The organism is Streptomyces sp. NPDC059080 (assembly GCF_042739975.1).
Classification (GTDB): domain Bacteria; phylum Actinomycetota; class Actinomycetes; order Streptomycetales; family Streptomycetaceae; genus Streptomyces; species Streptomyces benahoarensis.
Map to the genome: position 1 here is coordinate 12,161 of NZ_JBHYGX010000022.1, position 14,360 is coordinate 26,520.

The following is a 14,360-nucleotide window of genomic DNA, read 5'->3' on the forward strand; positions in this document are numbered from 1 at the left end:
ACTCACCCCCCCCCCCCCCCCCCGCGCCCGCCCCCCGCGCGCGCACGCGCCCCGGGGGGGGGGGGCCGCGCGCGCGGGGGGGGGGGGGCCCCCCGGGGGGGGGGCGCCCCCCCCCCCGGCAGGCGGACAGGGCCCGGGCACCGCACCGCATGGGGCCCGCACCGCATGGGGCCCGCACCGCATGGGGCCCGCACCGTGCCCGCATACGGTGCTCCGCGCCACCCCCTGCGCGCGCCCTCCCGCCCTCCGTACGGCATGGGGCGGCGCCCCGTCCGCGTTCAGCGGCGGCCCCGAGGCAGCGCCCCGTTGACGCACCGCCCCCTGCACCCGCCCCCGCGCTCACAACCCCACGATCGCGTTCCACTCCCCCGCGAGGGCGGGGCGTTCCGCCGCCGTGATGTCGCGGGCGGTGGCGAGGCGCTGGCGCAGGGCGGCGTCGGGGAAGATCAGTGGGTCCTCGGCGAGGGCGGCGCGCTCCTTGTCCTTGGAGGCGGCCAGGACCTCGCGGGCGGCCGGTACGGGGCAGACATAGTTGACCCAGGCAGCCAGGTCGGCGGCGACGTCAGGCCGGTAGTAGTGGTCGATGAGCCGCTCGGCGTTGCGCTTGTGGGCTGCCAGGTTGGGGATCATCATGCTCTCCGCCCACAGTTCGCCGCCCTCTTCGGGCACCACGAAGGCGATGTCCGGGTTGTCGGCCTTCAGCTGGATGACGTCGCCGGAGTACGCCTGGGCGGCGATCACGTCCCCGGAGTCCAGGTCCTTGATGTAGTCGTTGCCGGTGAACCGGCGGATGTGGCCCCGTGCGACGAGCCGACGCAGTCGGTCGGCCATCCGGTGGAAGTCGTCGGACCGCCAGCGGGTGATGTCGACGCCCTCGCCCTGCAACAGCAGCGCGAACGCCTCGTCGATACCGGAGAACAGGCTGACCCGCCCACGGAGGTCGTCGTGCCACAGGTCGGAGACACTCCGGATCTCGCGTCCGAGTCTGCGGCGGTTGTAGGCGATACCGGTGATGCCCGACTGCCAGGGCACGCTGTGCCTGCGAGCGGGGTCGAACGACGGGGACGCGAGCTGCGGGTCGAGGTTGCGGGCGACATGCGGCTGCGCCGTGCGGTCCATTTCCTGGACCCATCCGAGGCGGACGTAGCGCGCGCACATCCAGTCGCTGATGACGACCAGGTCGCGGCCGGTGGGCTGGTGGTTCATCAGCGCGGGGCTGATCTTGCCGAAGAACTCGTCGTTATCGTTGATCTCCTCGGTGTACGTGACGGAGATCCCGGTCCGCCGCCGGAACGCGTCGAGGGTGGGCCGACGCTGCTTGTCGTGGTCGTCGACGTCGATGTACAGCGGCCAGTTGGCGAAGACGAGACGGCGGTCGGCCGCCGAACGGTCGGGGGCCGCACGATCGGCGGCCCTGACGTAGGCGGGCGGCACGCCGCATCCGGCGAGCCCGGCCAGCGCCCCCGCCGTACCGATTCCGAACGTGCCCCGGAGCAGCGAACGCCGCGTGAGTTCCGACATGGCGTGCACTCTCACGTCTCACGGACGGCGGCGACAAGCCGACAGAACGTCAGCTGTCGGCACTCCAGCCGCGACGGTCTGCCGGGCAAAGGCCCGCACGGGGCGCCACGCATGAGGCGCAGCGCATGGTGCGCAGCGCATGGTGCGGCACGCACCGGTCCCGCATGAGGCGCAGCGCATGAGGCGCAGGCCACGGGACACAGGGCGTGGGGCGCAGCACACCGCGCCCCATGCCCCGCCCCCTCACCCGTCCAGCGAAGTCATCACGTGCTTGACGCGCGTGTAGTCGTCGAAGCCGTACGCGGAGAGGTCCTTGCCGTAGCCGGACTTCTTGAAGCCGCCGTGGGGCATCTCGGCGACGAGCGGGATGTGGGTGTTGATCCACACGCAGCCGAAGTCGAGGGCCTTGGACAGCCGCATGGCGCGGGCATGGTCCTTGGTCCACACCGAGGAGGCGAGGGCGTACTCGACGCCGTTGGCCCACTCCAGGGCCTGCTCCTCGTCGCGGAACGACTGGACGGTGATGACGGGGCCGAAGACCTCGTGCTGGACGATCTCGTCGTCCTGCTTGAGGCCGGAGACGACGGTCGGGGCGAAGAAGTAGCCCTTCTCGCCGACCTGGTCGCCGCCCGCCTCGATCTTGGCGTGGGCGGGCAGCCGCTCGATGAAGCCCTTGACCTGCTTGAGCTGGTTGGCGTTGTTCAGCGGTCCGTAGAGCACGTCCTCGTCGTCGACCGCGCCGGTCTTCGTCTCCGAGGCGGCCTTGGCCAGCGCGGCGACGAACTCGTCGTGGATGGACTCCTGGACGAGCACGCGGGTCGCGGCCGTACAGTCCTGACCGGCGTTGAAGTACCCGGCGACGGCGATGTCCTCGACGGCCTTGGCGATGTCGGTGTCCTCGAAGACCACGACCGGGGCCTTGCCGCCCAGCTCCAGGTGGACGCGCTTGAGGTCCTTGGACGCGGACTCGGCGACCTGCATGCCGGCGCGCACGGAGCCCGTGATGGAGGCCATCGCGGGCACCGGGTGCTCGACCATCAGACGGCCGGTCTCCCGGTCACCGCAGACGACGTTGAACACGCCGCGGGAGTGGCCCAGTTCGTCCAGCACGCCGCCGATGATCTCGCCGATCAGCACGGTCGACGCGGGGGTGGTGTCGGAGGGCTTGATGACGACGGTGTTGCCCGCGGCCAGGGCCGGGGCGAACTTCCACACGGCCATCATCATCGGGTAGTTCCACGGCGCGACCTGGGCGCAGACGCCGATCGGCTCGCGGCGGACGATGGACGTGAAGCCGTCCATGTACTCGCCGGCCGAGCGGCCTTCGAGCATCCGGGCGGCGCCCGCGAAGAAGCGGATCTGGTCCACCATCGGCGGGATTTCCTCGGAGCGTACGAGGGCGACCGGCTTGCCGCAGTTCTCGGACTCGGCGGCGATCAGCTCCTCGGCGCGCTCCTCGAAGCGGTCGGCGATCTTGAGGAGGACCTTCTGGCGCTCGGCGGGGATCAGGTCGCGCCAGGCGGGGAAGGCGGCCTCGGCCGCGGCCATCGCCGCGTCCACGTCGGCGGCTCCGGAGAGCGGCGCGGTGGCGTACGGCTCGCCCGTGGCCGGGTTGACCACCTCCGTGGTCCGCCCGTCGGCGGCGTCCCGGAACTCCCCGTCGATGTAGTTGCGCAGACGACGCAGTGCGGTGGTCACTGTGCGCCCCCTTCAATCAGATGTCCGGCGGTTGAGACACCCACCCTAGCCATGAAGCCGACGCTTTCAACACACCCGCCACTCCCTAACAACGGAATCAGTGAAAATTCGATCGCAACTCAACTGATTTCATCGCTCGCGGGTTGCGGGACCGACGAGGCTCGTGCACAGTGAGGGGCGTGGCCCCCCGCAACAGTCACGGCAGACGTGACCGCACCCCGTCGATCGACTCCGTCTCCCTGGCGATCATCGAGCAGCTCCAGGAGGACGGACGCCGTCCGTATGCCGCGATCGGCAAGGCCGTCGGCCTGTCCGAGGCAGCCGTACGCCAGCGCGTACAGAAACTGCTCGACCAAGGCGTGATGCAGATCGTCGCCGTCACCGACCCCCTCACGGTCGGCTTCCGGCGGCAGGCAATGGTCGGCATCAACGTCGAGGGTGACCTCGATCCCGTGGCCGATGCCCTGACCGCCATGGAGGAGGTCGAGTACGTCGTCATGACGGCCGGCTCCTTCGATCTGCTGATCGAGATCGTCTGCGAGGACGACGACCACCTGCTGGAAATGATCAACAAGCGCATCCGCACGCTGCCCGGCGTCCGGACGACCGAGAGCTTCGTGTACCTGAAGCTCCGGAAGCAGACCTACACCTGGGGAACGAGATAGCAATGAGCGCCGACCTCTCCAAGACGGCGTACGACCACCTGTGGATGCACTTCACCCGCATGTCGTCGTACGAGAACGCCCCCGTGCCGACGATCGTGCGCGGCGAGGGCACCAACATCTACGACGACAAGGGCAAGCGCTACATCGACGGCCTTGCCGGCCTCTTCGTGGTCAACGCCGGTCACGGACGGGTGGAGCTGGCCGAGGCCGCCGCCAAGCAGGCGCAGGAGCTGGCCTTCTTCCCCGTATGGTCCTACGCCCACCCCAAGGCCGTCGAGCTGGCCGAGCGGCTGGCCGACTACGCCCCTGGCGACCTCAACAAGGTCTTCTTCACCACGGGCGGCGGTGAGGCGGTCGAGACCGCCTGGAAGCTCGCCAAGCAGTACTTCAAGCTCACCGGCAAGCCGATGAAGCACAAGGTGATCTCCCGCGCGGTGGCCTACCACGGCACCCCGCAGGGCGCCCTGTCCATCACCGGCCTTCCGGCCCTGAAGGCGCCCTTCGAGCCGCTGGTCCCCGGCGCGCACAAGGTCCCCAACACCAACATCTACCGCGCCCCGATCCACGGCGACGACCCCGAGGCGTTCGGCCGCTGGGCCGCCGACCAGATCGAGCAGCAGATCCTCTTCGAGGGCCCCGAGACCGTCGCCGCCGTCTTCCTGGAGCCGGTGCAGAACGCCGGTGGCTGCTTCCCGCCGCCCCCCGGCTACTTCCAGCGCGTCCGCGAGATCTGCGACCAGTACGACGTGCTGCTCGTCTCCGACGAGGTCATCTGCGCGTTCGGCCGCCTGGGCACGATGTTCGCGTGCGACAAGTTCGACTACGTCCCGGACATGATCACCTGCGCCAAGGGCATGACCTCGGGTTACTCCCCGATAGGCGCCTGCATCATCTCCGACCGCCTGGCCGAGCCGTTCTACCGGGGCGACAACACCTTCCTGCACGGCTACACCTTCGGCGGTCACCCGGTCTCGTCCGCCGTGGCGCTCTCCAACTTCGACATCTTCGAGCGCGAGGGCCTGAACAAGCACGTCCTGGAGAACGAGGGCAACTTCCTCTCCACCCTCCAGAAGCTCCACGACCTGCCGATCGTCGGCGACATCCGCGGCAACGGCTTCTTCTACGGCATCGAGCTGGTCAAGGACAAGAACACGAAGGAATCCTTCAACGAGGAGGAGACCGAGCGCGTCCTGTACGGCTTCCTCTCCAAGGCGCTGTACGACAACGGTCTGTACTGCCGCGCCGACGACCGCGGTGACCCGGTCATCCAGCTCGCGCCGCCGCTCATCGCCGACCAGTCGGTCTTCGACGAGATCGAGCAGATCCTGCGCACCGTCCTCACGGAGGCGTGGACCAAGCTCTGATCCCCCGCGCCGTTCCGGTCCGCTCCGGTCCGGCGCCGAGCAGGAGCTTGCACAACCGAAAATTGCACGGCCCGAATTCGCTCAAGAGAAGCCATAGGAGTGAATTCGGGCCGTTGTGCATGCCAAGCGCCGAATCATGAGGGTCCGCAGTCCTTACCGTGCCAGTGACCGATACCTTCCATGGTCGTTCACCCGGTCGGGGGAACGGACGCGAACGCAAGAGGTGCGCAGATGGTGGCCCCGCCTGACAACGACGTTCTCTGGGCCCGCGGCCTGCACCACAGTTACGGCGCCAGCACCGCACTGGCCGGAGTCTCCCTCGGCGTCCGCGAAGGGGAGATCCTCGCCGTCACCGGCCCGCGCGGCAGCGGCAAGACGACATTGCTGCGCTGCCTGTCCGCCCAACTCGCCCCGTCCGAGGGCGAGGTGTGGTTCAACAGTTCACCGGTGCACACCCTCGCCGCCCGCCACCGCGAGCGGCTGCGCCTGGACCGCTTCGGCTGGATCGACACCCAGCCCCACCTCGTGACCGAGCTGACCGCCGGGGAGAACGCCGCCCTGCCCCTGCTGCTGCGCGGCGAGGGCGGCCGCACCGCGCGGAACACCGCGGCCGAGTGGCTCGACCGGCTCGACGTCGGCGACTGCGCACGCCGCCGCCCCGCGCAGCTCGATCAGTCGCAGCGTCAACGCGTTGCCATCGCCCGCGCGCTGGCCACCACGCCGCAGGTCCTCTTCGCGGACGAACCGACCGCGCCGCTGCACCGTGCGGACGCCACCCAGGTCCTGCGCACCCTCACCACGGCGGCCCGCTCGCACCAGATCACCGTGGTCCTCGCCACCCACGACCCGGAAGCGGCGTCCCTCGCCGACCGCGCCGTCGCCCTCCTCGACGGCCGCCGGGCCCGGGGCGGCTCCGTCTCCTCCCCCGACGCGGAAAGCAGGGCAGCGTGCTCGCTCTCCGTCTAGCCCGCGGTACGCGCCCCCTGGTGCTGGTGCGGCGCGCCGCCGTCGCCACGGCGGCGGGGGGCACGGGGTTCCTGCTGCTGGCCACCCTCGGCCACGCCACCGCGCACCCCACGGACTCCGGCCCGGCCGCGGTGCGGTTGCTGTGGTGCCTGGCGCCGCTCGCCGCGACCGCGCAGCTCGCGGTGGCGGTGGCGCGTACGGATCCCGCCGCGCGGCTCCAACGGGGCATGGCGGCGGCGGGGTTGGGCCCGTTCCGGCTGACGTTGCTCGCCGCCGTCTCCACCGCGCTCTCCGGCGTGCTGGGCACCGCCGCGGCACTGCTGGTGTTCCTCCGGCTCCGCGGCGGACTCGGCGCGGCACCGTGGCCGAAGCTCGCGACGGAGCTGCTCGGCGCGGGGCACTCGCTGCCGGTCGCCGGAACGGTGCTCCTGCTGTCGCTGGTGCCGCTGGTCCTGGCGGGGACGACCGCCCTGGCGCTGCGTCCGCGCGAGGCCGCCCCGGCCTCGCCGCCGACGCCCGCACCGACGGAGGCGGGTGACGGTGCCGACGGGGCGCCCCGCACGGCGCCCGCCGCCCCGTCCGGCCTGCCGTGGGGCATCGCCCTGACGGCGGTGGGGCTGACCGTCGAGACCTACGCGGGCCGCGGTACGGCCACCGGCTCCGGCCTGCTGCCGCTGCCGGGCCGTCTGGTGGGCAGCCCCCCGGGCATCCTGGCGGGCTGGGCACTGTCCGCCGTCGGACTGGTGCTCGCGGGCCCGGGCCTGGTGCACCTGTGCGGGCGGTTGCTATGCGCGGGCCGTCCCGGCGCGCTCCGGTTGCTGGCGGGACGGGTGCTCCAGGAGGAGGCGCGGCGGATCGGCCGCCCCGCCGGGGTGCTGTGCGCGGTGACGTCCGGTGGCTATGCCGCGGTGAAGGTGTTCCGCGCCGCCCCGCTGGAGACCTTCGGGCCGCTGACCGCGGTCGGCGCGACCGTCGTGCTGGGCTGTGTCCTGGCGAGCGCGCTGGCCGCCGGCCTGGAGTCACGCGCCGCGCGGGCCGACGCCACCGCGGCCCTGCGCAGGCTCGGCGCACCGGCCGCCCTCCTGCGCCGCGCCGCCACCCTCCGCGCCGCCACCCTGCTCCTCGTCCTGGCCCCGTTGACGTGGGGCGTGGCCGAACTGGCGACGGTGCCGTTGGTGCATTGAGAGGGATGCTGGGCATGGGGCCGGGCATGGGGCGTGGGGCACCGTGCGTGGACGCGGGACGGCGCGTGCGGGCCTTGGGCGGTGGGGTGCGGGGCATGGGGTGGCTCGCATGGGGTGGCTCGCATGGGGCGCCCGGCGTGGGGCGGCGGGCCGCACCGCGCGCCATGCGGGCGGCATCCGGCGTGCGGGCGGCGTCTCTTCGTACGGAGCCTGCCCCGTGCCTCGCGCCCCACGCGGGTAAACCGCCAAGATCGGCGACGGAGCGGCCCGAGTTTGGCGGGCGTGCAGTCGGATCAGGCACCCTCCGCGCCCCACGCTCCCCGTGACCGTGCCGACCGGGAACCCTGGCCTGAGGCATCCGGCCGCTCCGCCGAGGCAACCCGTTCCCCGGAAAGCACGTCTGCATGGCCGGGTAACGCAGTGGTGAGATGCACGCCCGCGGTACCGAGGCGAGCCACGGTGCGGCGGACGGGGCGCGAACGGAGCACGTGGTGATCATCGGTCTTGTGACCGCCGTGGCGGCCTCCGCCTGTTACGGCGCGGGGTCCGTACTTCAGGCGGTGGGCTCGCGCAGGTCCGCCCGCCGGGAAGCGGCCGTCGCCCCTTCATCCGGTGTGACGCAGCACGGCGGCCCCAGCCTCTCCTCGACCGCGAAGGCGGCGGTGACCTGGGAATTCCTCGTCGGTACCGGCCTGGACTTCCTCGGTTTCGCCCTGGGCGCGCTGGCGGCGCGGCTGCTGCCGTTGTTCCTCTCCCAGACGGTGATCAGCGCCAACCTGGTGATCACCGCGCTCCTGAGCATCAAGATGCTGGGCATCCGCCTGACCCGGCCCGAGTGGGCGTCGATCGCCGTGGTCTGCTCGGCGCTGGTGCTGCTGGCCACCGCCGCGGGCCATGAGGGCAGCGGCGCCACCCCGCTCGCCGCCCACTGGGGGCTGCTGGCCGCGTCCGTGCTGCTGATCGGCGTCGGAACCCTCACCGTCCGGCTCCTGGGCGCCCGCGCGGCCATCCCGGCCGGTCTGCTCTCCGGGCTGGGCTTCGGTGCACTCGGCGTGGGCGTACGCGTCCTGAACGGCGTCGCCCCGTTCGACCTGCCGACGCTGCTGGGGGACCCGGCCCTCTACGCGATCCTGGTGGCGGGCCTCGGCGGCATGTATCTGCACACCGTGGCGTTGCAGATCGGCTCGGTGAACGGCGCGACGGCGGCACTGGTGGTGGGCGAGACGGTGGTGCCCGGCATCCTTGGCGTGCTGTGGCTTGGTGACGCCTCCCGTCCGGGCTTCGCCTGGGTGGCCATCCTCGGCTTCGTCCTCGCAGTCGCCGGAGCCGTGGCCGTCGCCTGTTTCGGTTCCCCCGAAACAGAGCCCACCGCGATCCCTACGGTCGATGAGGTCGATGAGGTCGATGAGGACAATGCCCACGACACAGCGGATACGGGACGGAGCCGGGCCGAGGGCGTAGCAGAGCGCTGACGCCGCCACGGGGCAGGCCCACGGGTGCACGCATGGGGCTCGCTGGGCCGCCGAGCGCGAGAGGCACGCCGGGCCACCGGGCCACCGGCGGCATGGGACAGCCCGCATGGGGCGACGCCACGACGCCGCGCCCCATGCGGGCTGCCCCATGCGCGTACCGCCGCCCCACACGCTCCGCTACTCGGGCTGCTCGTCTGTAGCGTCGAGGCTCCGGGGGGCGGCCCTCCGTCTCCCGGGCCTCACTCCCCCGTCGCCCCCAGCACCACGACATCCTCCGGCACGAACCGCACCCCCACCCGCTGCCCGGGCTCCGGCGCGTCCCCCAGCGTGCAGGCCGCCTCCAATTGCGGGCCATGTTCGGGCTGGAGAAGGAGAGCCACATGCGTACCGCGGAAGGTGCGGGAGGTGACGGTGCACGGCAGGCCGGCCTCAGGCGGTGTGAGCCGGAGCCCGGCCGGGCGTACCAGCAGGCGGCACGGGCCGTCCTCCGCGCCGTGCGGCACCGGCACCGTGCCCCAGGGCGTTGCCGCGGCTCTGCCCCGTACCGTCGCCTCGACCACGTTGTCGAAGCCGAGGAACCGGGCGACGAACTCGGTGGCGGGGCGCTGCCAGACCTCCAGCGGTGTGCCGGTCTGCGCGATGCCGCCGTTCTGCATGACGACGACTCGGTCGGCCAGCGCGAACGCCTCCCCCTGATCGTGGGTGACGGCCAGCACCGTTGTCCCCAGCGTGCGGAAGAGGCCGCGCAGCTCGACGACGAGGCGTTCGCGCAGCCCGCGGTCGAGCTGTCCGAGCGGTTCGTCGAGCATCAGCAGCCGGGGGCTCGGGGCGAGGGCGCGGGCGAGGGCGACCCGCTGCTGTTCGCCGCCGGAGAGCGAGCCCACGGCGCGCCGTGCAGCGCCCGGCAGGCCCACCAGGTCGAGGAGTTCGGCGACGGTGCGATCCTGCTCGGTGCGGCGAGCCCCGCGCATCCGCAGGCCGAAGGCGACGTTCCCGGCGACATCGCGCTGCGGGAACAGCTGGTGATCCTGGAACATCAGGCCGACGCCGCGCCGGTGCGTGGGCACCCGTGCCTGATCACGCCCCTCCAGGACGACCCGCCCCGAGTCGGCCGCCTGTAGCCCTGCCACCACCCGCAGGAGCGTCGATTTGCCGCTGCCGCTCGGCCCGAGGACGCAGACGATCTCGTGGGCGGCGATGCCCAGGTCGACGGCGTCGAGCGCGGCGGGCGCCCCATGCCCGCCGAAGCGGACGGTCACCCCGTCCAAGCGCAGCAGGTCCCGGCGTTCAGTGGCCCGGGCCGTGGTGGTGGCGGTCATCTAGAACTCCCCGGAGTGGTCGGTGCGGAGGCGTTCCAGGGCGAGCAGGGCCCCGGCGCACACCACCATCAAGAGTGTGGACAGGGCCATCGCCTGGCCGTAGTTGAGCTCCCCGGCACGGCCCAGCAGCCGGGCCACGGCCACCGGCAGGGTGGGGTGGTCGGGGCGGGCGATGAACACCGTCGCGCCGAACTCACCGAGGGAGACGGCGAAGGCGAAACCCGCGGCGATCAGCAGGGCGCGGCGCACCATGGGCAGGTCGACCTCCCGCCACACGCGCCACGGGGAGGCGCCCAGGACGGCTGCGGCCTCCCGGAGCCGACCGTCGACGGCGCGTAGCACCGGCAGCATGGTGCGCACCACGAACGGCACGCCGACGAGGGCCTGCGCGAGCGGCACCAACCACCAGGAGGAGCGCAGGTCCAGCGGCGGCTTGTCGAGGGTGATCAGGAAGCCGAAGCCGACGGTCACCGCGGACACCCCGAGCGGCAGCATCAGCAGCGCGTCGAGGCCGCGCATGAGGCGGCCGCCCCGTCGGGTGAGCACGGCGGCGGCGAGCCCGCCGACCACCAGGGCGATGGCGGTGGCCGCGACGCCGTAGGCCAGGGAGTTCCACAGCGCGTCGAGCGGGGCGACGGCGAAGGTGCTGTCGGCGGACGCAGCGGAGCCCAGCGTGGTGTAGAAGACCGTCCCATAGCCGTCGGGACCGGCGAAGGACCGCACGACGAGGACGACGAGCGGGGCCACGAGGAGCACCGCGATGACGGCGACGGTGCCCCACAGCAGCGTCCACTGCCCACCGCCCCGTGGGCGGTGCGCGGTGCGGGCGGCGTCGACGAGGCGGAGGGTGGTCTCGCGGCGGCGCACCGTCCAGGCGTGCAGCGCCAGCAGGCCCAGCACCGCGACGAACTGGATCACGGTCAGGACGGCGGCGGTGGGCAGATCGAGGAAGTCAGCGGTCTGCCGGTAGATCTCCACCTCCAGGGTGGAGAAGGTGGGGCCGCCGAGAATCTGCACCACGCCGAACGACGTGAAGGTGAACAGGAAGACCATCAGTGCGGCGGCGGCGACGGCGGGGCCGAGCGCAGGCAGCGTCACCCGGCGCCAGGCCGCGAACCGCCCGGCGCCGAGCACCCGTGCGGCCTCCTCCTGCCGCGGGTCGAGCTGGCTCCACAGGCCGCCCACGGTGCGGACGACCACCGCGTAGTTGAAGAAGACGTGCGCCAGCAGGATCGCCCACACCGTGGTGTCCAGCCGCACCCCCCACAGGTCGTCGAGGAGCCCGCCGCGGCCGACCAGCGCGAGGAAGGCGGACCCCACGACGACGGTGGGCAGGACGAACGGGACGGTCACGACGGCGCGCAGCAGCTGCTTGCCGGGGAAGTCAAAGCGGGCGAAGACGTACGCCCCGGGGAGGGCGATGAGCAGCGTCAGGCCGGTGGAGGCGGCGGCCTGCCAGAGCGTGAACCACAGGACGTGCAAAATGTCCGGGTCGCCGAGGACGGCGGTGAGCCGGCCGAACTGCCAGTGGCCGCCGTCGGTGAGTCCGCGGCCGACGATCGCCGCGACGGGGTAGGCGAAGAACAGCGCGAAGAAGACGAGCGGCAGGGCCAGCAGCCCCATGCGCACCGCCGTGGCGCGCATGGGGCGGCGGCCCCGTGCGGTTACTTCAGGACGAGTGAGGACCACTGCTTGATCCACTGCTCGCGGTGCGCGGTGATCGTCTCCGGCGCGACCGTCGCCGGTTTGCCGATCGTCGCGCCGTACTTGGTGAACAGCGCGGGCACGGCGGCGTCCTTGCGTACCGGGTTGACGAACATCTGGAGCGGCATGTCCTCCTGGAACTTCCGGCTCAGCAGGAAGTCCAGCAGCGCCTTGCCGCCCTTCTCGTTCTTCGCGCCCTTGAGCAGGCCGCCGAACTCGATCTGGCGGAAGCAGGTGCCGGTGGCCACGCCGGTCGGGGCCTGTTTCGGCTCCGGCTTCTTGCCGAGCACCTCGACGGGAGGACTGGAGGCGTACGAGACGACCAGCGGCTTGTCGCCCTTGCCCTTGCCGGCGGCGGAGCCGGAGAACCGTTCGTTGTACGCCTGCTCCCAGCCGTCGACGACCTCGACGCCGTTGGCCTTGAGCTTCTTCCAGTAGCCCTGCCAGCCGTCCTGGCCGTACGCGGCTACGGTGCCGAGCTGGAAGGCGAGCCCCGGGGAGGACGTCGCGGAGTTCTCGGTGACCAGCAGGTTCTTGTACTGCGGCTTGGTCAGGTCGTCGAAGGTCTTCGGCGGCGCGAGGTGGTGCGCGGCGAAGTAGGCGCGGTCGTAGTTGACGCAGGTGTCGCCGTAGTCGAGCGGGGTGACGTGGTGCCCGGCCTTGTCGAGCTGGACCGCGTCCGGCACCATGTCGAGGCCCTTGGCCTGGTACGGGGCGAAGATCCCGGCCTTCAGGCCGCGGGAGAGCAGGGTGTTGTCGATGCCGAAGAAGACGTCGCCCTGCGGGTTGTCCTTGGACAGGATCGCCTGGTTGACGGCCTTTCCTGCGTCGCCACCCTTGAGGATCCTGACCTTGTAGCCGCTCTGCTCCTCGAAGTCGGCGAGCACCGATTTCGAGGCATTGAACGAGTCGTGGCTGACGAGCGTGACGGTCTTGGCGTCCGCCTCGTCACCACCGGAGCTGTCGCAGGCGGCGAGTCCGCCCATGGTGACGGCGGCGACCGCGACGGCCGCGGCGGCTCTGCGGGTGGTGGTACGGCTGGTGTGACCCACTGATGTCCTCCTGGCTGGCCAGGAAGAGACGCGGCCCCGTGCGGCGCCGCATGGGGCGCGTCGGTGACGCGCGCCATACGGCGCCGCACGGGGCGCAACAGCATGAGTGATGACCGAACTTCCTACCCGGAATGACCCGGGCGAGGTTCAAGGGTCTGCGGATCCCCCGTATGCCTACGGTCTCTCCGCACTCTCAGCGCTGTGGCGCTCCCCTGTCGGAATGTGCGTTTGTTCGATCACACGGTACCAGCGCGCCGGTCAGCGCTCCGAGGCGGCGAGCTGGCCGCAGGCCCCGTCGATCTCCTGGCCGCGAGTGTCGCGCACCGTCACCGGCACGCCGTGTGCCTCGATGGCCCGGACGAACGCCCGCTCGTCCTCGGGCCGCGAGGCGGTCCACTTCGAGCCGGGTGTCGGGTTCAGCGGGATGAGGTTCACATGGACACGCCGCCCCTTGAGCAGCCGTCCGAGCAGGTCACCGCGCCAAGCTTGGTCGTTGATGTCACGGATGAGGGCGTACTCGATGGAGATCCGGCGACCGGACTTCTCGGCGTACTCCCAGGCTGCGTCGAGGACCTCACGGACCTTCCAGCGGGTGTTGACCGGCACCAGCGTGTCGCGCAGTTCGTCGTCGGGCGCATGGAGCGAGACGGCGAGGCGGCATTTGAAGCCCTCCTCGGCGAACCGCAGCATCGCCGGGACCAGCCCGACCGTCGACACGGTGATACCGCGCTGCGACAGCCCCAGGCCGTCCGGCTCGGGGTCGGTGAGCCGCCGGATGGCACCGACGACCCGCTTGTAGTTGGCGAGCGGCTCCCCCATGCCCATGAACACGATGTTGGACAGCCGCGCGGGGCCGCCGGGCACCTCGCCGTCGCGCAGCGCCCGCATGCCGTCGACGATCTGGTGGACGATCTCCGCCGTCGAGAGGTTACGGTCCAGACCGGCCTGCCCCGTGGCGCAGAACGGGCAGTTCATACCGCAACCGGCCTGCGAGGAAATGCACATGGTGACGCGGTCGGGATACCGCATCAGCACCGACTCGACGAGGGTGCCGTCGTGCAGCTTCCAGAGGGTCTTGCGGGTGGTGTCGTCATCGCACGAGATGTGCCGCACCACGCTCATCAGCTCGGGCATCAGCTCCGTCGCCAGCTTCTCCCGCGCGGCGGCGGGGATGTCCGTCCACTGCGCCGGGTCGTGCGCGTACCGCGCGAAGTAGTGCTGCGACAGCTGCTTGGCACGAAACGGCTTCTCCCCGATCGCGGCCACCGCTTCACGGCGCTCCACGGGGCTGAGATCGGCGAGGTGGCGCGGGGGGGTGGTGGGCCCACCCGGCGCGACAAACGTGATTTTTCCGGGCGTCGGCGAGGTGCTTACCAGGCTCGTATAAAAAAAAACCATCCCCCCCAACATAAATA

At 71.5% G+C, this 14,360-nt stretch carries 11 protein-coding genes and 1 riboswitch; of the genes, 5 read left to right on the forward strand and 6 right to left on the reverse strand.

Annotated features, from left to right (window positions below):
- Positions 1-339: 339 nt before the first annotated feature.
- Together ACFWWQ_RS18615 and ACFWWQ_RS18620 are read right to left on the reverse strand one after the other, a co-directional pair.
- Positions 340-1,521 carry a PotD/PotF family extracellular solute-binding protein gene (locus ACFWWQ_RS18615; protein ID WP_384597426.1) on the reverse strand — a complete coding sequence of 394 codons (1,182 nt, stop codon included), beginning with the start codon at positions 1,519-1,521 and terminating at the stop codon, positions 340-342.
- Between the two features lie 243 nt (positions 1,522-1,764).
- Positions 1,765-3,219 (reverse strand): gamma-aminobutyraldehyde dehydrogenase, encoded by a 1,455-nt coding sequence (locus tag ACFWWQ_RS18620; protein ID WP_384597428.1) that lies wholly within the window; start codon positions 3,217-3,219, stop codon positions 1,765-1,767.
- A gap of 170 nt (positions 3,220-3,389) precedes the next feature.
- On the opposite strand from ACFWWQ_RS18620, the gene ACFWWQ_RS18625 reads away from it, so the two are divergent.
- The 5 genes from ACFWWQ_RS18625 to ACFWWQ_RS18645 all read left to right on the forward strand — a co-directional run bounded on the left by ACFWWQ_RS18625 (position 3,390) and on the right by ACFWWQ_RS18645 (position 8,870).
- Entirely contained in the window at positions 3,390-3,884 is a 495-nt protein-coding gene (locus ACFWWQ_RS18625; protein WP_384597430.1) for an Lrp/AsnC family transcriptional regulator, read from the forward strand.
- A 2-nt stretch (positions 3,885-3,886) separates the two neighbouring features.
- The gene (locus ACFWWQ_RS18630) at positions 3,887-5,248 is read left to right on the forward strand and encodes an aspartate aminotransferase family protein (RefSeq protein WP_384597432.1); all 1,362 of its coding nucleotides are present in this window, start codon (positions 3,887-3,889) and stop codon (positions 5,246-5,248) included.
- Positions 5,249-5,479: 231 nt separating this feature from the next.
- Complete coding sequence (locus tag ACFWWQ_RS18635) at positions 5,480-6,214, forward strand: ABC transporter ATP-binding protein (protein ID WP_384597434.1); 735 nt, start codon at positions 5,480-5,482, stop codon at positions 6,212-6,214.
- Entirely contained in the window at positions 6,196-7,398 is a 1,203-nt protein-coding gene (locus ACFWWQ_RS18640; RefSeq protein WP_384597436.1) for a hypothetical protein, read from the forward strand. Before ACFWWQ_RS18635 ends, ACFWWQ_RS18640 begins: the two co-directional genes overlap by 19 nt.
- A gap of 491 nt (positions 7,399-7,889) precedes the next feature.
- Positions 7,890-8,870 (forward strand): hypothetical protein, encoded by a 981-nt coding sequence (locus ACFWWQ_RS18645; RefSeq protein WP_384597438.1) that lies wholly within the window; start codon positions 7,890-7,892, stop codon positions 8,868-8,870.
- A 239-nt stretch (positions 8,871-9,109) separates the two neighbouring features.
- On the opposite strand, the gene ACFWWQ_RS18650 is transcribed toward ACFWWQ_RS18645, so the two are convergent.
- From ACFWWQ_RS18650 to rlmN, 4 genes are all read right to left on the reverse strand, one after another.
- A complete protein-coding gene (locus ACFWWQ_RS18650; protein WP_384597440.1) occupies positions 9,110-10,189 on the reverse strand; it encodes an ABC transporter ATP-binding protein in 1,080 nt (359 codons plus the stop codon).
- Positions 10,190-11,833 carry an ABC transporter permease gene (locus ACFWWQ_RS18655; RefSeq protein WP_384597442.1) on the reverse strand — a complete coding sequence of 548 codons (1,644 nt, stop codon included), beginning with the start codon at positions 11,831-11,833 and terminating at the stop codon, positions 10,190-10,192.
- Positions 11,834-11,853: 20 nt separating this feature from the next.
- The gene (locus tag ACFWWQ_RS18660) at positions 11,854-12,879 is read right to left on the reverse strand and encodes a thiamine ABC transporter substrate binding subunit (protein ID WP_384597558.1); all 1,026 of its coding nucleotides are present in this window, start codon (positions 12,877-12,879) and stop codon (positions 11,854-11,856) included.
- A 167-nt stretch (positions 12,880-13,046) separates the two neighbouring features.
- A riboswitch (TPP riboswitch) is annotated at positions 13,047-13,169 on the reverse strand.
- 34 nt (positions 13,170-13,203) lie between these two features.
- Positions 13,204-14,343, reverse strand: a complete 1,140-nt coding sequence (gene rlmN / locus ACFWWQ_RS18665) for a 23S rRNA (adenine(2503)-C(2))-methyltransferase RlmN (protein ID WP_384597444.1) — start codon at positions 14,341-14,343, stop codon at positions 13,204-13,206.
- Between the last annotated feature and the right edge of the window lie 17 nt (positions 14,344-14,360).